Annotated in this window: 18 protein-coding genes; 15 read left to right on the top strand and 3 right to left on the bottom strand. The window is 57.7% G+C overall.

Features of this window, described 5'->3' with window-relative positions; all coding sequences use genetic code 11:
* Positions 1-287 precede the first annotated feature (287 nt).
* From Pan189_RS08770 to Pan189_RS08750, 5 genes are all read left to right on the top strand, one after another.
* Positions 288-3,242 (top strand): tetratricopeptide repeat protein, encoded by a 2,955-nt coding sequence (locus Pan189_RS08770; RefSeq protein WP_145363548.1) that lies wholly within the window; start codon positions 288-290, stop codon positions 3,240-3,242.
* Positions 3,235-3,546 carry a MazG nucleotide pyrophosphohydrolase domain-containing protein gene (locus tag Pan189_RS08765; RefSeq protein WP_145363547.1) on the top strand — a complete coding sequence of 104 codons (312 nt, stop codon included), beginning with the start codon at positions 3,235-3,237 and terminating at the stop codon, positions 3,544-3,546. Before Pan189_RS08770 ends, Pan189_RS08765 begins: the two co-directional genes overlap by 8 nt.
* A 346-nt stretch (positions 3,547-3,892) precedes the next feature.
* Positions 3,893-4,081, top strand: coding sequence for a hypothetical protein (locus tag Pan189_RS08760; RefSeq protein ID WP_145363546.1), 189 nt, complete (start codon positions 3,893-3,895; stop codon positions 4,079-4,081).
* A gap of 136 nt (positions 4,082-4,217) precedes the next feature.
* Entirely contained in the window at positions 4,218-4,652 is a 435-nt protein-coding gene (locus Pan189_RS08755) for a secondary thiamine-phosphate synthase enzyme YjbQ (RefSeq protein ID WP_145363545.1), read from the top strand.
* 390 nt (positions 4,653-5,042) lie between these two features.
* The gene (locus Pan189_RS08750; RefSeq protein WP_310821263.1) at positions 5,043-5,588 is read left to right on the top strand and encodes a class I SAM-dependent methyltransferase; all 546 of its coding nucleotides are present in this window, start codon (positions 5,043-5,045) and stop codon (positions 5,586-5,588) included.
* A gap of 448 nt (positions 5,589-6,036) precedes the next feature.
* Here Pan189_RS08750 and Pan189_RS08745 read toward each other — a convergent pair whose 3' ends face one another.
* Positions 6,037-6,525, bottom strand: a complete 489-nt coding sequence (locus tag Pan189_RS08745) for a PilZ domain-containing protein (protein WP_310821262.1) — start codon at positions 6,523-6,525, stop codon at positions 6,037-6,039.
* Between the two features lie 610 nt (positions 6,526-7,135).
* Here Pan189_RS08745 and Pan189_RS08740 point away from each other — a divergent pair.
* The 6 genes from Pan189_RS08740 (at position 7,136) to Pan189_RS08715 (ending at position 12,056) form a co-directional block, all read left to right on the top strand.
* Positions 7,136-7,636 (top strand): 3-hydroxyacyl-ACP dehydratase FabZ family protein, encoded by a 501-nt coding sequence (locus Pan189_RS08740; protein WP_145363542.1) that lies wholly within the window; start codon positions 7,136-7,138, stop codon positions 7,634-7,636.
* 150 nt (positions 7,637-7,786) lie between these two features.
* Complete coding sequence (gene fabG, locus Pan189_RS08735) at positions 7,787-8,539, top strand: 3-oxoacyl-[acyl-carrier-protein] reductase (RefSeq protein ID WP_145363541.1); 753 nt, start codon at positions 7,787-7,789, stop codon at positions 8,537-8,539.
* A 59-nt stretch (positions 8,540-8,598) separates the two neighbouring features.
* On the top strand, positions 8,599-8,985 hold the full coding sequence (locus tag Pan189_RS08730) for an acyl carrier protein (protein ID WP_145363540.1): 387 nt from the start codon (positions 8,599-8,601) through the stop codon (positions 8,983-8,985).
* A gap of 61 nt (positions 8,986-9,046) precedes the next feature.
* Positions 9,047-9,526 carry a 3-hydroxyacyl-ACP dehydratase FabZ family protein gene (locus tag Pan189_RS08725; RefSeq protein WP_145363539.1) on the top strand — a complete coding sequence of 160 codons (480 nt, stop codon included), beginning with the start codon at positions 9,047-9,049 and terminating at the stop codon, positions 9,524-9,526.
* 138 nt (positions 9,527-9,664) lie between these two features.
* Positions 9,665-10,951, top strand: a complete 1,287-nt coding sequence (fabF, locus tag Pan189_RS08720; protein ID WP_145363538.1) for a beta-ketoacyl-ACP synthase II — start codon at positions 9,665-9,667, stop codon at positions 10,949-10,951.
* Position 10,952: 1 nt separating this feature from the next.
* Positions 10,953-12,056, top strand: a complete 1,104-nt coding sequence (locus Pan189_RS08715) for an alpha/beta hydrolase (protein ID WP_145363537.1) — start codon at positions 10,953-10,955, stop codon at positions 12,054-12,056.
* 60 nt (positions 12,057-12,116) lie between these two features.
* On the opposite strand, the gene Pan189_RS08710 is transcribed toward Pan189_RS08715, so the two are convergent.
* Positions 12,117-13,655, bottom strand: a complete 1,539-nt coding sequence (locus Pan189_RS08710; RefSeq protein WP_145363536.1) for a sulfatase family protein — start codon at positions 13,653-13,655, stop codon at positions 12,117-12,119.
* Positions 13,656-13,851: 196 nt separating this feature from the next.
* On the opposite strand from Pan189_RS08710, the gene Pan189_RS08705 reads away from it, so the two are divergent.
* Together Pan189_RS08705 and Pan189_RS08700 are read left to right on the top strand one after the other, a co-directional pair.
* Positions 13,852-14,469: a DNA-3-methyladenine glycosylase I gene (locus tag Pan189_RS08705; protein WP_145363535.1), complete on the top strand. Its 618-nt coding sequence runs from the start codon at positions 13,852-13,854 to the stop codon at positions 14,467-14,469.
* Between the two features lie 240 nt (positions 14,470-14,709).
* Complete coding sequence (locus Pan189_RS08700) at positions 14,710-16,110, top strand: NADP-dependent isocitrate dehydrogenase (RefSeq protein ID WP_375154910.1); 1,401 nt, start codon at positions 14,710-14,712, stop codon at positions 16,108-16,110.
* Positions 16,111-16,160: 50 nt separating this feature from the next.
* Here the strand turns inward: Pan189_RS08700 and Pan189_RS08695 are convergent, their stop codons facing one another.
* A complete protein-coding gene (locus tag Pan189_RS08695; protein WP_145363533.1) occupies positions 16,161-16,568 on the bottom strand; it encodes a VanZ family protein in 408 nt (135 codons plus the stop codon).
* Between the two features lie 355 nt (positions 16,569-16,923).
* Between Pan189_RS08695 and Pan189_RS08690 the strand changes: the two genes are divergently transcribed.
* Positions 16,924-17,202 (top strand): circadian clock KaiB family protein, encoded by a 279-nt coding sequence (locus Pan189_RS08690; RefSeq protein ID WP_145363532.1) that lies wholly within the window; start codon positions 16,924-16,926, stop codon positions 17,200-17,202.
* 36 nt (positions 17,203-17,238) lie between these two features.
* Complete coding sequence (locus tag Pan189_RS08685; RefSeq protein WP_145363531.1) at positions 17,239-17,817, top strand: ATPase domain-containing protein; 579 nt, start codon at positions 17,239-17,241, stop codon at positions 17,815-17,817.
* The last annotated feature ends 3 nt before the right edge of the window (positions 17,818-17,820 follow it).

Below are 17,820 nucleotides of genomic sequence, written 5' to 3'. Positions count from 1 at the left end.
GGTCGTGGGTCAGTTTCGAAAGCAAGTTGTGTATTTCGTGGGTGGCCGGGGACGGCGCTTTCGCCGCCCCCGGAACGCGTACTCGCAAATTCGGACTGCTTGACGAAGCCAGAGACAAGTTCTCTGTGGGCGTCGTAAAAACGCCGTCCACAGCCACCCTCCGGAACTCCTGATCCCTGCGAACTGACCCACTACTCTGCCTGCGACTCGCTTTCGGGTAGGATGAGCAGCAGTCTATTCTTGACGGATCGGGCCATTTCGCGATCCGTGCCGAAGCGGAGGATGCCGTGAGTCTTCGACCGTCAATCAGTCTTGTTCCCGCGGTGTGTTCCTCGCCGACACATTGGCTCGCGCTGCTGATCTTTTGCGGTGCATCGATCAGTTTCGCCGACGAGTCTGCCGTCAGCCTTGAGGGAGCGAACCGACTCGTCCTGCGCGGGGAGTATCAACAGGCAGTCGAGACCTACGACGACCTCCTCAAAGCCGGCGATTCCGATCAAGCGGTACTCGCCCGGATCGGTAAGGTCACGGTACTGCGGATGACCGGCCGCCGTAACGATGCCCGCCAACTGTTGGAGTCGGTCCCTTTCGAGGACCGCGCTGCTTCAGAATTTGCCGCTCTCGCCGAATTCGCCTTCGATGCGGGAGCCTGGGATGCCGCTGAGCAATTTGTGATCGAAGCGCTCGATCGCGACCCGAGCAATCTGTCAGCCCGCTGGACCCGCGTCGAATTGCAAACCGAACGGGGAGATTTGGAGGACGCCGAGCGCGGATGTCGCGGTTTCATCCGGCACTATAACCGTAGCCAACCAACCGAACCCGACGAACTGCTGCTTGTCGCGAATGGAGCGCTCCGCTATGCCCGCTGGCGGAGCGTCTCTCCGATGTACGACTTCGTCGTGAACGAGCTCTCCCGCGACATTACGAAGGCAAATAAAGACGACTGGCGCGGTCACTGGCTTGCCGGGACGCTCCTGTTAGAAAAATACAACTCGGCCGAAGCGGTGGAGGAACTGACCGCGGCCCTTAAAATGAATCCGAAGGCCGTGCCGGCTCTGCTCTCACTAGCCGAAGCTCAGCTAATCTCGCTTAATTTTAAAGGCTGCGAAGCACTACTCGATCAAGTCGAGGCGATCGATGCCGAAAACGCCCAAGCTCTCTGCATCCGCGCCGATGTCCGACTATTCGAGGGCGACAGAGCCAAGGCCTTGGCATTGGTCGAGCAAGCCGTCGATCGGCGGCCAAAAGATCAAAGCGTACTCGGTCGGCTGGCCGCGCTTCGACTGCTCAACGCCGATCTTCAGCAAAGCGATCAGACGACTCTGGTTGATGTTTGGACGAGTTTTTTAAACGGGATCGGTCCGGAGAACCGATTAAAGACCCCGGACGGCGTTTCCCCCGCAGCGGCTCGCGTCGTCAAACAAGTGGTCCGCCGAAATCCAAGAGCCGGGCTGTTTTTTGAAACGCTCGGAGGCACTTTTGAAATTCAAAAGCAGTATCTGCTTGCCCGGCCGGCCTATCAGACGGCCGTACGCGTGATGCCGGAACATGCCCCGGCGAAAAATGCACTGGGCCAGTTGCAAATGCGAATCGGCGATGTCGCCTCCGCCGGGGGGACGCTCGATGAGGCATTTCAGAGCGACCCGTTTAATGTCCGCGTCAGCAATCTGCGGAAAGTCGTCAAGGTCGTCGAGCAGTTAGAGACCCTCGAAACCGATCACTTCATCCTGCGGTTTGACCCCGATCACGATGCTCTGCTCGCCGAGATGCTCGGGGAATATCTCGAGACGATCTATCCCCGGCTCGTCCGGCAATTCGGCTTCGAACCAACCGAAAAGACACCATTTGAAATCTACAGCTCGACTTACGGCGTCTCGGGTTCCTCATGGTTCAGCGCCCGCATGGTCGGGCTGCCCGGCATTGACACCGTCGGCGCCTCAACCGGACACATCATCGCGATCACATCACCGAACGATCTAAGCAAGAAATTTAATTGGGCCCAGGTCGCCCTGCACGAGTTCGTGCACGTCATTAATCTTCAGCAAACTGATTTCCGCATTCCACACTGGTATACCGAAGCACTCGCCGTCTGGTCCGAAGGCTTCGCGCGACCCGACTCTTGGAACGAATTGCTGATTGAACGCTGGAACGACGGCGATTACAGGAACCTTAATAATTTGAACGAAGGTTTTTTGAGACCGAAGTCATCTGATGATCGCCAATTCGCGTATTGCCAGGCGGAGCTATACGCGGAATACATCGCCGAACGCTTCGGCGAACAACACCTCATCGACCTGATCGAGGCTTACCGCATCGGCCTGCTCAATGCCGCTGCGGTTGAGAAGGTCTTCGGAATCACGCTCGACGACTTCGAACAAGGTTATCAGGAATACGTTTCGAACATCGTGGAGCAACTCTCGTCTCGGGCCGGTCCTCTTCAATACGACGAAAGCGACCTGCCGGAAGTCGCCGCCTCGCAAATTCGTGCGGCGCAGATGGCTTTCCAACAGGGGCGATTCGACGAAGCCGCCGAAATCCTTGACAAGCTACTCGCCGAAAAGCCGGACGTCGCGCAGGCGATCGTTCTTCGAGCGACCATCGATTTCTTCGAGGGCCGGACCCGCGAAGCATTCGATCGACTGGAAGTTGCGCTCGACAAGGATTCGCCCGACCGGCAGATATTGATCACCCTCGCCCAACTCAGGCGGAATCAGGGGGACGTCGTTGATGCGGCTGAACTCTATTCGCTCGCCGCCGAAAAGTTCCCGCTCACGCCCGACTATCTGCGGCAGGCAGCCGAACTCGAATTCGAAATCGGCCTGTGGGCGGCAGCGCTGGAGCACTTCACCGAACTTTGCGCTCGCGATGCTCACGATCTGCTCGCCAGAAAAAGAGCTGCGTACCTTTCGCTGGAAATGCAAAAGTTCGATCGTGCCCGCGAGTTCGCACTGGGCGGGATGCAGATCGACGTGACCGACAGCGAACTTCACTGGATCGCCGGACGGGCTGCCCGTAAGGCCGGCGACCTCGACCGGGCGATCCGATCGATGACGCTCGCCGATCAGTTCCAACCGGACGACCGCGCGATCCTCTCCTCGCTTTGCGAACTTCACACTGAGGCGGGTCAAATCCCTCAGGCTCAGGCCATTCTGGATCGGCTGAAGAGCCTGCATCCCCACTGGCCCCGACTGCGCTCGCTGACGCGAAACATTGACCGCCTGAAAGTATCTGAAGATGAGTGAGCAGATCACGCTGGAGGAATTGCAGCAGTCGATTCGCGAGATGTTCGGCGCCAAGGATGCCGCCCGCGGGATCGACGGCACCTTCATGTGGCTGATGGAGGAAATCGGCGAGCTTGCCTCCGACCTCCGGTCCGGCAACCGCGAGGAAGTCGCGCTCGAATTCGCCGACGTTCTCGCCTGGCTCGTCACGCTCGCCAACGTCGCCGAAGTCGATCTCACCGACGCGGTCCGAAGAAAATACGGCTCCGGCTGCCCCCGCTGCGCCCAGTTCGTTTGCGCCTGCGACACCAAACGAAAACCATAACGAGGCGTCAAAACAAGCCCGCAGCGCAAGCAAGGGACGCGATCAAAATAGCCCGCAGCGCAAGCAAGGGACCCAACCAAATGCCGCCGAATCCGTTGTAATGCTCCACCGCGCAACGCGTAGAAGCCTGACGCAGTCCGATTTCATCTACCAATTCGTAGATCGCCCCCAGTCACGATTCGCAACCCCAATTTGATTGCAATCCCGAACCTTGGGACGCCTTCACAAATTTCGACAAATTCTGCTGGTCGATGGCCGATCGCATGCTTAGCCTGTCAGTAGAAAGCGGCGGATTTCGTTCGACGCTTGAAGACAACAGACCGCCCTTCAGTCGCAGGAGGATATGATGGGTCGAATCGCCGGAACAATTGGACTGGTATTCGGAGACGCGGTGGTCTCCGGGGTGACGCTCACCACAAAATTTGATCCCGCCGTCGCGATCGTGTTTGGTGCAATCAGCATCTGCGGCATCGTGCTTGCCGCCTACCAGATCGCCGACATCGTCTTCCAGGGCGATACGGAGCGGTCACCGTAGTTTTTCTCTCACTCCGCCGCCCAAACGCCGTCGCGACGACCGTTCCCGGTCGACCCGCCACGGCGTTTTTGCTGCGCTCACGATTGTTTATCCTCTCGCCACTCATCCCCCTCACGTCTCAGCCCTGCAAAACCACATGAAGTCGCACACCAAAGAACTTTGGAAGCACATCCCCCAGCGCCGGCAGATCGTCTCGATCCACAACGAAGTCGAAGCCGAGGTCGCCGCCAGCGGAATCAAAGAAGGCCTGGTGCTCATCAATGCGATGCACATTACCGCTTCGGTTTTCATCAACGATAACGAAAGCGGCCTGCATGCCGATTACGAGCGCTCGCTCGAAGGCCTCGCCCCGTTCGATGCGGGCAGCGACCCGAAGTCCGGCGGTTACCTCCACAACCGCACCGGCGAAGACAACGCCGACGCTCACCACAAGCGGCAGGTCATGGGCCGCGAGGTCGTCGTGGCGATCACCGACGGCAAATTGCACCTCGGTCCGTGGGAGCACATCTTCTATTACGAGTTCGACGGTCGACGGAAGAAGCGGATTCTAATTAAGGTGATCGGGGAGTAGTTTATATCGGACGGCCCGGACGCTACACGTCCGGATCGCGTAGAGACAAGAGGTCTCCGGGCAGAGTTGGCAATGCGGTGCGGCGACGTGATACTGGTCGCACCCTGAGACCTCCTGCGGCTGCGCTGCCCAGTTCTATAGGAATCGGGCCACCCGCGCAGTTTACGCCTTACCTCAATGACCAGACTGCCCATGAAACAATTTGTCAAGAATGCACTCGGTGAGGACCAGATCGTCTGGATCAGGCGGCTACTTCTTAAGCCACGGTATATCGGCTTCCGTCGTAATTGCCCGGTATGTGGCAGTTGGCTCAATCGTTTTCACACTTACGGGATTGTTCCGCGGCCGGAGGCATTATGTCCGGTGTGTCGTTCATTGGAGCGGCATCGAATGTTTGTCAAATACGTTCGAGAGCGGACTGATCTATTCGACGGTCGCCCCAAACGGCTGTTACACGTCGCACCGGAGTCGCATATCGCTGCTATTTTAAAGGGAGTTCCGAACATCGACTATCTTTCAGCAGACCTGGATTCTCCGCACGCCATGGTCAAAATGGACATCACACAAATTGAATTTCCGGACAATTCCTTTGACATCATTTATTGCAGCCACGTGCTCGAGCATGTCACCGAGGATCGACAGGCGATGCGCGAGTTTCGACGCGTCCTCAAATCGGACGGCTGGGCAATTCTGCAAGTTCCTATCACTGCGGACATCACGGACGAGGACCCAAGTGTCACCGATCCCGACGAGCGCTTGAAACGGTTCGGCCAACATGACCATGTCAGACGATATGGCCCCGACTACGCCGACCGCCTTGCCGAAAGCGGTTTTGACGTCACCGTCGACGATTGGGGATCACAACTTAGTCCGGCGACGGTCAAGAAATACGGCATTGCACCGGAAGAGTTAATATATTTTTGCCGTAAAGGTTGAAGCACGCTTAGCATGCGGACCCATGCCCAAATACGGCATTCAAAGTATTGATTAAGACCGGTTGGCCCGGACGGTAAACGTCCGGGTCGCGCAGCGACAAGAGATCTCGGGGCCCCAATTAGCTCGCTCCTCGTCAGGTCCGAAAGCCGCGCCCGGCAGGAAGCGGATCATAGACGAGCCTCCATTGCTGCAATCTCCATCGCTGCAATGGAGTAAGCTGCCGTCAGAAGATCCGCTCTTTACCAGTCGCGGCTGCCTTGCTTCGCCGCCCAGTTCTATAGGAACCGGGCCACCCATCTACAGGAACCGGGTCACCCGGTATCGATTGAGTGATGCCTGAGCGATGAAATGTCCTCTTTCCAAACGCAAGGTCTTAGTCGATGCGTTGAAAGCCGGGGAGTTCGATCGCTTCTCTTCTTTTCGCTTTTCGCCTCAACCTTCAAGCCGTTCAGATGGTGATATCGCCGGCATCGCCTTCGATGGCGAAGCCGAATGTTCGCACCTGCTCGAGATCGAGTTTTTCGCGAAAGTTGCAGACGATCTTGAAGAGCCGATCGCTGACTGAGATGCAGCGAAGAACATCGGCCGGTCGATCGACGTGAGCATCACGGATCGGATGGATGATCCGGACGAGGACCGATTCCTCAGGTTCGAGCGGTTCTTCGAGCAACAAGGCGGCCGCACCTAGACTCAGATCGACGAGCGAGCCGCGGAGCCGCTGATCTCGAAAAGCCCACTGGCGTCGAAAGTCGTCCGACTTCGGCGGGATGCGGCAGACCGCGACCATGCATCCGCTTCCATGACGCGGGAACTGGCGACGTTCGGACGAAAATGAGTCTCCATCAAGTTGCGTCTGCTCCTGCTCGTTCTCACTGCGGTCGTCTTGAGCCAGCATGACCGGGGCGGTACTCCAATCGCACACCGGCTCTTCCGACATCGCGACCGACTCATCGAGAAGCAGATCGTCGCGGTGTGCGAAAGGTCCTTGACGGTCTTGTTTTTCGCAACGCGCGTCGCGAAGACCGAGTCGACGAAGATGGCGAATACTCGAAGGTGCAGTCATTTGGTCAACGAAGGCGAGGTTTGGCGAGGCGCGACCGGGCAAAATGGCACTCTTTCTGAAGCATCGACTCGGCGCCAACGTCGTCTCGCCTACCGATCCGAAATCAGAGGCGGAAATGACACATAACCCGGCGAGCGGCGTCAGAATCTGATTCGATTGAAGCGAGTTGAGAGTTGACTGGTGTTCAAAGGACTGCCGAATACTCCAGCCGTTGCCCCGTTGGTGCCGTCGATGGCATGATGACTTGAACACCGCTTCGCCTTCCGATGATAGCCGTAGCGGCCTCCCGAATACCGTAAAACCCCTATTCTCAGCATACCTCCTGTAACCTGCCTGTTGAAAAGGCTTTATGGCAACGCGTCAGACTACGTGGCTTGTTCACTTTCCGCAGCAGAAGATATACTCAATCCATTCCGCCTTCATAAATCCTCCACTCACCCCTGCAGCCATCCCGTTAGGTTGAGGGCCGGAGCCAGGCCTTCGAATGAAGTTTCAACTCGTAGATCGTATTACCGAACTCGTTCCCGGCGAATCGATCGCTGCGGAAAAGTATCTTACGTCGGCAGAAGAATATCTGGCCGACCACTTTCCGGCGTTCCCCGTCATGCCCGGTGTGCTGATGGTGGAGACGCTCGTTCAAGCGGGCGCGTGGTTGATTCGTGCGACTGACGACTTCGCCGAGAGTACGGTCCTGCTCAAACAGGCCCGCGCCGCCAAGTTCAATAACTTCGTTTCTCCGGGCCAGAAGCTGATCGTCAGGCTCGCGATGCAAAAACGTGGCGAAGGCGAAACGACGTTTAAGGCCACGAGCGAAGTCGAAGGGAAGACGGCGGTTTCCTGTCGAATTACCTTGGCCCATTTCAATCTCGCCGATCGAAACGAAGACCGACGCGACGAACTCGCGGTCGTTGATCGGGAACGAATTCTAGATCAACGGGAATTGTTCGGCCGACTTTGGCCGGCCTCCCGTCATTCAAAAACATGATTGTTCACGGTCATTGGTTCACGGGCGGGTCAACGGGATGACCGTCAACCGCCAATTGTTTTCAGATACATCACCGCCGAAATATCTCCACTGGAACATCACGGCCGACATGACGTCGGATCATCAATCGCGAAGGAAGGGAAACAGTTTATGATTTTGGAAGGAAGAACAGCGCTCGTCACCGGCGGTAGCCGGGGCATCGGCCGCGCGATCGTCGAACGCTTCGCCGCCGAGGGTGCCAAGGTCGCATTCGTCTATCACTCGAACAAAGAGGCCGCGGACGAATTGATTGCTTCCGTTAAGGACGCAGGAGGCGAGGCGCACGGCTTTCAGTGCGACGTGAAGTCGAAAGCGGAAGCCGATGCAGTCGTCGAGAAAGTCGTCGAGCAGTTCGGGACGATCGACATCTTGGTCAACAACGCAGGCGTGGTGCGAGACACACTTGTCGCGACCATGTCGGAAGAAAAGTGGCTCGAGGTTATTCAGACGAACCTGACCAGTGTTTACAACTTCTGCAACGCCGTGATGCGACCAATGATGTCGGCCCGCTACGGACGTATCATTAATATGTCGAGCGTTGCCGCCCGCGTCTCCAATCAGGGACAAGCCGCCTACGCGGCAAGTAAGGGCGGAGTCGAGGGCTTCACGCGGTGCCTGGCCGTCGAAGTTGCAAAGCGGAAAATCACCGTCAACGCCGTCGCCCCGGGTTTTATCGCGACCGATATGACCGTCGATGTCCGGAACGCGGCCGAAGACAAGATCATCAAGGAAATCCCCGTCAGGCGACTGGGGCAACCTGAGGACATCGCGAACGCGGTTCTGTTTCTGGCGGACGAGCGAACGTCCTATATCACGGGCGACACGATTACGGTCGACGGCGGGCTCACCCTTGGCGGAATTTAGTCCGACCTGTCGAGAACATAAATAGCTACTGAACACTTTTTGCAATTGGAGAACACCCCATGCCATCTCGCGACGAAATCTTTGAAACGACTCAGGAAGTATTGGTCGATGCCCTCGGGGTCGACGATGACGAAGTGACGCCCGAGGCGACACTTGTGGGAGATCTTGGTGCGGAGTCGATCGACTTCCTCGACATCGTCTTCCGACTTGAGAAAGGCTTTTCGATCAAAATTCCCCGGGGAGAATTATTCCCGGAGAGCCTCGCGGCAGACCCGACCTTCGTACAGGACGGCAAAGTCACTGAAGCCGGTCTCGACGAACTCGAAAAGCGGATGCCGCACGCCAATGTCGATCAATTGCGGGCAGACCCGCAGGTCGAAAACATTCAGCAATTGTTTACCGTCGATATGATGGTCAACTTCCTCGAGAAGAAACTTAACGGCTGAGTTTCAGCACGCGATCGGCACGAGCGGTCGCTGTTGCGAATTCGGTTTTCGGGAGTAGTTCATGCGCTGGATTTGGATCGATCGGTTCGATGAATTCGAAAGCGGCAAACGGGCCGTGGCCGTAAAGAATGTGAGCCTGGCCGAAGATCACCTGCACGACCATTTCCCGGGTTTCCCGGTGATGCCCGGTTCGCTCATGCTCGAAGGCATGGCGCAAGCCGGTGGAATGGTGTTGGCGGAGATGAACGACTTCAAGCACATCGTCGTGCTGGCGAAGGTTCCGAAGATCACCTATCACCGCATGGTTCGCCCCGGCGACACATTATTTTACGAGGTCACACTGCTGGACGCCCGCAATGAAGGCGGAACGGTCGAATGCGTGGCCCGAGTCAAAGACGAGGTCGTGGCGGAAGGCGAGATCATGTTCGCGCATTTGGATGAAAGCGACCACACCTTCTCCGGGGTCAATACTGACCGCTTCGTTTCTCCGGGGCTCAAAGATGCCATCGACGCGAGCAAATCACTTGAAAGTTCGCTTTGAGAGCTTGGAACAACAGAAAAGTGATTCGATAAACTGACCGCGGTCGCGCTCCCAGTGACTGTCGCCAAGCACGACTTCCCCCCTCCCGGCCTGCTCGCGTAAACTGAAGACACCTCATCAAGCTTTTGGAGCAGTGACATGCGACGGCGCGTTGTCGTAACGGGAATCGGCTGTATCACACCGACCGGGCACACCCCGGCCGAGTTCTTCTCGTCGCTGAAGGAAGGGAAATGCGGGATCGCGCCGATCAAGAATTTTGATGCGTCGCACTTCCCGACGACCTTCGCCGCCGAGGTAAAGGGGTACCAGCTCTCGAAGTACCTCGACAACATCGACCGCTTCAAACTTTCGGGCCGCAATATTCACTACGCGATCGGCGCCGCGATGCAGGCTGTCGGCGATTCGGGAATCGGCGACGACAGCTCCCTCGATCCCGCCCGCTTCGGCGTCTACCTCGGGGCCGGCGAGGGTGAGCAGGACTTCAAAACCTTTATGGAGATGGTCGCGAAGGCTGAAAAGAACGGTGAGCTGGATGTCGAAACCTTCACAAAGGTCGGCTTGGAGCAGCTCAATCCGCAGGAAGAGCTCGACCAAGAGCCGAACATGACGGCCGGTCACCTCGCGAGTTTATTCAACGCGCAGGGACCGAATCTCAACTGTCTGACGGCCTGTGCGGCCAGTAGCCAGGCGATTGGCGAAGCGGCTGAGATCATTCGTCGCGGTGATGCCGACGTCATGCTCTCCGGCGGCGCTCACACGATGATTCACGCCTTCGGCATCACCGGCTTCAGTCTGCTGACCGCTCTGTCAAGACGGAACGAGTCACCGGAAACCGCCAGTCGGCCTTTCGACAAAGAGCGTGACGGGTTCGTGCTCGGCGAAGGAGCCGGCATGTTGATCCTCGAAGACTTGGAGCGGGCCAAGGAGCGCGGGGCCCCGATTCTCGGCGAGATCAATGGCTACGGCGTGACCGCCGATGCTTACCGCATTACCGATATTCACCCCGAAGGCCGCGGGGCGACCGCTGCGATCAAAATGGCGTTGGAAGATGCGAGTCTGAATCCGGAAGACTTGGGGTATATCAACGCTCACGGCACCAGCACCCAGGTCAACGACCGCGTCGAAACTCTGGCCATCAAAGGTGCCCTCGGCGAGAAGGCCTACGACGTGCCGGTCTCCAGCATCAAGAGCATGGTGGGTCACCTGATCGGGGCCGCCGGCAGCGTCGAAGCGATCACCTGTCTGCTCGCGATCGAGGACGGTGTCCTCCCTCCGACGATCAATTATTCGACTCCCGACCCCGATTGCGATCTCGACTATATTCCCAATGAGTCACGCGAGCGTAAAATCGACCACGCGCTCTCGAACAGCTTCGGTTTCGGCGGACAGAACGTGTCTTTGATTCTTTCGCGCTTCAAAGACTGACATGGATCGGTCGGCGGTTCGCCAACGCGAAACCGGCTTCCGGGGTCACTCAGAACGGGTCGTGCTTGTCGTGGATTATTGGCAAATCGCGCTACTCGTCGTGTTGGGAGTCTTGCTGGCTCTTGACATCGGCTTCCGCATTTTCGCAGTCACGATGGCGCTGCCGATGTTCGAGCGGCAGCCACCGTTTAACGTCAAAGAATCATCGCCGGTCGACCGTGCGACGCCGCGAGACATAACGACACGTGACGATCGGAGGCTCGCGGCGAATCTGATCTCGCGTGATGACACGACGAGAGACGCCGTCGGGATCGGTGTGTTCTTTCCCGAGTTCGCCGGATCACGCTGGTCGGCGGTCCGCTACGCGGCGGGACTGCGGAAGGCAGGCTTTGACCTGTTGACGGTCGACTTTCGCAATCAGGGTGACAGCGACTACGAACCCGACTACAAGCCGTCACACTGGCCGACCGAATTTGAGATTCGCGACGCCGCGGCCGTGCTTCGCTTCGCTCGAAAAATACCGGACTACGAAGGCAAACCTCTGGTCGCATTCGGCATCAGTCGCGGAGGCAGTGCGGCTCTGATCGCTTCCGCTCGACTCGGCTTCGTCGATCGGGTCATTTGCGAGGGTGTGATGTCGATCGACGCGATGATCATGTATTTCACTTATCGATGGGCCGAGTTGTATGTGCCCCGATGGTTTATTCGCGGCCTTCCCCGATGGCACCTCGCCAGCACAATGAAACTCGTCCGCATCGTCAGCCAGTACCGCAAAGGGGTGCGATACGTCGTTCATGAGCAAGAGCTTCCCTACTTGAAGGGCACACCGACGCTCATCATTGCCGACGGAAACGATAGCTACATTCCAACCGATATCCCCCAGAAACTGGCTCGACGGATCGGTGATGAATGGGCGACAGTATGGGTCGTGAAAAAGGCCAAACACAATCAGGCCCGCGACCTCAACCCGGACGAATACGACCGCAGAGTCGCCGAATTCGCCACGAGCGCCGTCGACGACCACATCGCGGGTGACGAAGCTGACGCATCCAACGCCTCAGCTCATTCCACCTGCAAAGCGACCGAAAACGTCACCACCGCTTGAGCCGGATGACCCGGTACCGGTTAGGAAGGTTGCCATTCGCCAGTGCGGCCGCGACCAGCCTCAGCTTGCGTTGCGGTTGACCGGCTCATCCCGGATGAACGGTTTCGGGAAGTCGCCGCCCCCCTTGCCGTTGTCGATTCGTAACCCGCGCCCGTGGTTCTCCTTTTCGCTAAAGGGAACCCGTGCCGCCCCCCTCGAAGACAGCTCTTTGTAAAGCCGTTTCCGCAGCCGATCGACAAGTTGCTTGTGCTCCGGCTCGAAGATCAGGTTGTCGCGTTCGTTCGGGTCGGCCTTCAGGTCGTAGAGTTCGTCGCAATCCCAGATGCCGTGGTACTGGATGAACTTGTACTGCTCGCCGCGCAAGGCATACGTGGTCGGCGTCTGCGGAAAATTGAATTCCCAGTAATATTCATAGAGCAGGAAGTCCCGCCAGTCGGAGTCCTCGGCCTGAATCGATTGAAGATCGAGAAAGCTGGCCCCGTCCATCTGCTGCGGGGTTTTCACCCCGGCGGCCGCCAGTACGGTCGGGCCGATATCGATATTGGCGACGACGCTTTCCACGGTCTGCCCGGGACTCCACAGACTGGAACATCGGCCCAACAGCGGCACCCGCATTGATTCTTCGTAAGCGTTCCGCTTGTCGATCAGCCCGTGCTCGCCGAACAGGAAGCCGTTGTCACCCATGTAGAGAACGAGCGTGTCGTCCGCAACGCCTTCATCATCGAGCCACTGCAAAACGCGTCCCAAGCTCTCGTCGACGCCCTTGAGAGCCCGGCAATAGTTCTTGAAGTATTCCTTCACGTCGAGCGTCGAGTGATAGGGGAAGTCGACTCCGTGCCAACTGTTGCGCTGGTCGCGGACCCACCTCGGCTTGAGGTGGTAGTTCTCTTCGGTATCGGCCTGCGTCACCGGTGTTTCGACTTCGACGTCCTCGTACAAAGTCTTATGCCGCTCGGCCGGTGAAAAATCGGCGTGGACAGCCTTGTGCGACAGGTAGAGGAAGAAGGGCTGATCGCGCTTTGTCTCGTCGAGCCAGTTGATCGCATGGTCGGTCAGTTCATCGGTAATGTAGCCCTTCTGCGGGGTCCGTTTGCCATCGATATTCAGCATGATCCCCCGACCCGGGTTGTAGTGCCCCTGCCCCCGGAAGCTGACCCAATGGTCGAAGCCGGGCTGCGGATCGTCTCCATGCCCGCCCATATGCCACTTGCCGACGAAGGCGGTTTGATAGCCGGCCTCTTGAAGGTATTCAGGGAACAGCCGCGTGCCCGATCGAATATTGACGTTGTTGTCGACGATTCCGTGCTTGTGCATGTACTGGCCGGTCAGGATCGAGGCCCGGCTCGGTGAACACAGCGAGGTTGTGACAAACGCGTTGGGGAAATGGACGCCCTCGGAGGCGAGCCGATCCATGTTCGGCGTCTTGAGCCACGGATATTTTCCGAGAAAGCCCATCGCATCGAAGCGGTGATCGTCAGAGAGCACGAAGATCACGTTCTTCGGACGACGGTCGTCGATCTTTTCGACCGTGAGGTCCGCAGCCGAAGCGAGCGCGGAGAAAGTGAAAGCGGCGAGCAGCGCCAGAGGCGATATTTTCATAGCGATCGAGATCATGAGCGAACAATGATGCTGAACAGAGCTGAAAAAATATGTGCGGAAGATTGTGCTCGGACAAAGACAGATCGCCTGAGCGGTCACTATCGGTCACTATCCTGACCGGAGTCGGATGCCCTTGGCAAGTTGACGGCAGCTTTGCGGGCCATTCGATTGAAATTCGTGATTAAGAAAGTTGCCCATGGAAGCGGTCGCCAAAGTCGTTCGATGCGAAGACGGAATTCGGCGTTGCTGGTGGTGCGGCGACGATCCACTCTATCGGAGTTATCACGATGAAGAATGGGGAGTTCCAGTCGCCGAAGACCGGCGGCTGTTCGAGAAACTGTGTCTGGAAGGATTTCAGTCCGGTTTGTCGTGGCTGACGATCCTCCGCAAGCGCGAGAACTTTCGCGCGGCGTTCGCGAACTTCGAATTTGAGAAGGTCGCCCGTTTCGGCGACCGCGATGTCGACCGGCTCCTCGGCGATGCGGGCATCGTCCGTCATCGCGGCAAAATCGAATCGACGATCAACAACGCCCGGCGGGCGATCGAGCTTGTCGAAGAGTGTGGCTCGCTGGCGTCATTCGTTTGGCAATTCGAACCGCAGCTGGTGCCGGCGTCGAAATGGCAACTTCGCTCCACCTGCGACGAATCGAAGCAACTGAGCAAGCAGCTCAAACGCCGGGGCTGGAAATTCGTCGGCCCGACGACCGCTTACGCATTCATGCAGGCGATGGGGATGGTGAACGATCATTTGCCGAAGTGCGCGGCCCGATCGAAGATCGAACAGCTCCGAACAGGATTTTCCCGACCTTGCTGATTGGGCGAAGATTGTGGCTGCGAGGGCCACATGCTGAAATCGAACGCGATCCCGACGCGTGAGTTGCCCGCAGTCTTGTGGTATTGTCTGCGTCCGACGAAACTGGCTCGACCGGTTACGCCGTCGCCGACGTGATCGATTTGAAAATGATAATTGTTCGACATCACTGAGAGGAATTGACCTGTGAGCGAAGCTTGTCCCATTACCGTAGCCAAAGGCGACGGCATCGGCCCGGAAATCATGGATGCGAGCCTTCATATCCTGAAGGAGGCCGGGGCGCGGCTCGATATTGAAGAAATTCAGATCGGCGAACAGGTCTACTCAAGCGGCCATACCTCCGGCATCGAGCCCTCTGCCTGGGATTCGCTGCGTCGCACCAAGGTGTTCTACAAGGCCCCGATCACGACCCCGCAGGGGGGCGGCTTCAAAAGCCTCAACGTCACGATCCGTAAGACGCTCGGCCTTTACGCCAATATCCGACCCTGTGCGTCATACCACCCCTTCGTTGAGACGAAGCATCCGGTGATGGACGTGGTGATCGTTCGGGAGAACGAAGAGGACACCTACGCCGGCATCGAGCACCAGCAGACCCGCGAGGTCACGCAGTGCCTCAAACTGATCTCGCGCCCCGGCTGCGAAAAGATTTGCCGATTCGGATTCGAATACGCCAAGGCCAATGGCCGCAGCAAGGTGTCGTGCTTCACCAAAGACAACATCATGAAACTGACCGATGGTCTGTTTCATAAGGTCTTTGACGAAGTCGCTGCCGATTATCCGGACATCGAAAACGAACACTGGATCGTCGATATCGGGGCCGCCAAGCTCGCCGATACGCCCGAGAAGTTCGATGTCATCATTATGCCGAACCTGTACGGCGACATCCTTTCCGACGTCGCCGCTCAAATCACCGGTTCGGTCGGCCTGGCGGGTTCGGCGAATATCGGCGACGGGTTCGCGATGTTCGAAGCGATTCACGGTTCAGCGCCGCGTCGCGCGGGACAGAATCTGGCCAACCCGACCGGCCTGCTGCATGGCGGCATTCAGATGCTCGTCTATCTCGGCCAGCAGGATATCGCCGAACGCATCCACAACGCGTGGCTCAAGACGATCGAAGATGGCATCCACACGTACGACATTTACACCGACAGCCACAGCAAAGAAAAAGTCGGCACAAAAGAGTTTGCCGAAGCGGTCGTCGCGCGGCTCGGACAAGAACCCGAAACGCTGACGGTGAAGCGTTACCCGAGGGAAGCAGCCGGACTGGGCGAGATCAAGCCAAGCCCCCGCACCAACGAGAAGAAGGAACTGGTCGGCGTCGACGTCTTCATCGACGACCCCACCTGCACGCCGGAGGAACTGGGCAAGAAGCTCGAAGAGGTTTCCTCAGACGGCATTAAGATCAAAATGATCACGAATCGCGGGGTCAAAGTTTGGCCCGGTGGTTTCCCCGAAACCTTCTGCACCGATCACTGGCGTTGCCGCTTCATCTCGGATGCCGCGGAGAAAGACAGTCCGGTGACGCACAAGCAGATCATTGGTCTTTTGAACCGATGCGAAGAGGCCGGTCTCGACTTCATCAAGACTGAGCACCTCTGCATGTTCGACGGGGAACGCGGCTACTCACTGGGCCAAGGCGAGTAGCGATTGCTTATCCGTTTCGCCGCGACCGGTAGGGAGCGCTCCGCAGATCGTTACGCTTCGGCCGGCGCTAGCGCTGCGAATCCGTATCGGGCGATCAATAACCCGGCGGCGATTCCGCAAAGGTCGGCCAGCCAGTCGATCGGGTCGGCGGTTCGACCGACAGGAATTTGCGTTAGTTCGTCGACAATCCCGTAAGCCGCCAACACGAGTGCGGTCATGATGTAATTTCGAGTCGTCGGAGGCCGCAAGCCGCCGATCGCTCCAATAAACAGCAACGCCAGTCCGCTATACATGACAAGATGGACGACCTTGTCCAGATTGGGAATATCGGGACCGCCGGGGCCGTCTGGCAACGGCATATGGGTCGCGACGGCGCAGAGCGCCCACCAGACGAACAGTCCCGTCAGACAGAGGCTGCGGAAGGCGCGATGGCCAACGTGACTTGACGAGTCTTGCATGAATTTGGCGAACGTGCAGGCGGTCGAAATCTTCCTCGATCATTGGTCGGCATCGGATCGATGCAAGCGAATTTTCCAGCGTGAGCTACAACAGTGCCGATCTGGCTCCGGATCGCGACGGACGGGACGCGACCGCAGATTGTACAGCCGCCCAGTCGCAACTCTGAATCAGCAAACAACTAGGGGAAACCCTCAAATCAAGCGGCCGATGACGGCATCGGGTTTTGCTAAAATCACCTGCTGGTAAACTGTTGGCTAATTCTGGGTTCGCATCCCTCCGATTCGCACTTGCCGTCGTGAATAGCCACTCAGTGTAACGATCAACGTCCCTTACAGCCCTACGGCTTAGGCGTGCATGTTCGAATTGCTGCTATTCATCGCTGGCGATAGCAATCTGAGCCGCCGCGCCGTGAGCAATTTGGAACGCCTGTGCGAAGACTCACTTGGCGAGCAATGTGCCGTCGAAGTCATCGACATTCTGAAAAATCCCGCCCTCGCTCGTCAGCACCGAGTGATTGCCACACCAATGGCAGTGCGCGTGACTCCGCTTCCTCAGCGGAAGGTCATCGGTGATCTTTCTGACGCCGCTCGCTTTTTCGAAGGGCTGGGAATTCCGCGCCGGGGCGTCGAATAAGGTTCGGTCGAAGCGTTAAGCGATTAAGGCATTTTAATGGACGCAACTTCGAACAGACTCCGTCCCGTCGAGCCGATTGAACGACTTCCGATCGGTATTTCCGGCTTCAACGAGATCAGCGGCGGCGGTCTCGTCAAAGGGCGAAGCACGCTCATTTCGGGTTCCTCCGGTTCCGGCAAGACCCTGTTCTGCGCCGAGACCCTCTTTCACCTGCAGTCCGATCGCGGCATGAATGCCGTCTTCGTGTCGTTCGAAGAAAAACCGGAAGATATCATCCGGAACGTTCAGAGCTTTGATTGGAGTCTGCGGCAGTTCGAAGCCGATGGACGACTCATTCTCATCGATGCCTCAATCGATCATGAGGTCATGAGTGAATCCGGCAGCTACGACCTGTCCGGCGTCCTCGCCCAGATCGAGCAGGCCATTGATGAGATTGATGCGGACGTTGTCGTACTCGACTCGCTCGCCGCACTATTTTTGCAATCTAGTGACGACGGAATCATTCGTCGCGAAATCGTCCGGATTCGCAATCGCTCCGCGAGTTCACAATCGACGGGAACGGCATCAATATTGGTGACGTCATCAAGAACGCGCCGCCGGTCCTGTTCGGATTAATGC

This window comes from Stratiformator vulcanicus (assembly GCF_007744515.1).
Taxonomy (GTDB): domain Bacteria; phylum Planctomycetota; class Planctomycetia; order Planctomycetales; family Planctomycetaceae; genus Stratiformator; species Stratiformator vulcanicus.
This window is presented reverse-complemented; position numbering and strand designations above follow the sequence as displayed.

Coding starts and splice junctions, on each gene's coding strand:
- Pan189_RS08715 (WP_145363537.1), top strand. CDS start 10,953: ATGGATCGGTCGGCGGTTCGCCAACGCGAAACCGGCTTCCGGGGTCAC.
- Pan189_RS08690 (WP_145363532.1), top strand. CDS start 16,924: ATGTTCGAATTGCTGCTATTCATCGCTGGCGATAGCAATCTGAGCCGC.
- Pan189_RS08740 (WP_145363542.1), top strand. CDS start 7,136: ATGAAGTTTCAACTCGTAGATCGTATTACCGAACTCGTTCCCGGCGAA.
- fabG (WP_145363541.1), top strand. CDS start 7,787: ATGATTTTGGAAGGAAGAACAGCGCTCGTCACCGGCGGTAGCCGGGGC.
- Pan189_RS08725 (WP_145363539.1), top strand. CDS start 9,047: ATGCGCTGGATTTGGATCGATCGGTTCGATGAATTCGAAAGCGGCAAA.
- Pan189_RS08685 (WP_145363531.1), top strand. CDS start 17,239: ATGGACGCAACTTCGAACAGACTCCGTCCCGTCGAGCCGATTGAACGA.
- Pan189_RS08755 (WP_145363545.1), top strand. CDS start 4,218: ATGAAGTCGCACACCAAAGAACTTTGGAAGCACATCCCCCAGCGCCGG.
- Pan189_RS08760 (WP_145363546.1), top strand. CDS start 3,893: ATGGGTCGAATCGCCGGAACAATTGGACTGGTATTCGGAGACGCGGTG.
- Pan189_RS08710 (WP_145363536.1), bottom strand. CDS start 13,655: ATGAAAATATCGCCTCTGGCGCTGCTCGCCGCTTTCACTTTCTCCGCG.
- Pan189_RS08745 (WP_310821262.1), bottom strand. CDS start 6,525: ATGTCGGAAGAGCCGGTGTGCGATTGGAGTACCGCCCCGGTCATGCTG.
- Pan189_RS08705 (WP_145363535.1), top strand. CDS start 13,852: ATGGAAGCGGTCGCCAAAGTCGTTCGATGCGAAGACGGAATTCGGCGT.
- Pan189_RS08700 (WP_375154910.1), top strand. CDS start 14,710: ATGGATGCGAGCCTTCATATCCTGAAGGAGGCCGGGGCGCGGCTCGAT.
- Pan189_RS08765 (WP_145363547.1), top strand. CDS start 3,235: ATGAGTGAGCAGATCACGCTGGAGGAATTGCAGCAGTCGATTCGCGAG.
- Pan189_RS08750 (WP_310821263.1), top strand. CDS start 5,043: ATGTTTGTCAAATACGTTCGAGAGCGGACTGATCTATTCGACGGTCGC.
- Pan189_RS08695 (WP_145363533.1), bottom strand. CDS start 16,568: ATGCAAGACTCGTCAAGTCACGTTGGCCATCGCGCCTTCCGCAGCCTC.
- fabF (WP_145363538.1), top strand. CDS start 9,665: ATGCGACGGCGCGTTGTCGTAACGGGAATCGGCTGTATCACACCGACC.
- Pan189_RS08730 (WP_145363540.1), top strand. CDS start 8,599: ATGCCATCTCGCGACGAAATCTTTGAAACGACTCAGGAAGTATTGGTC.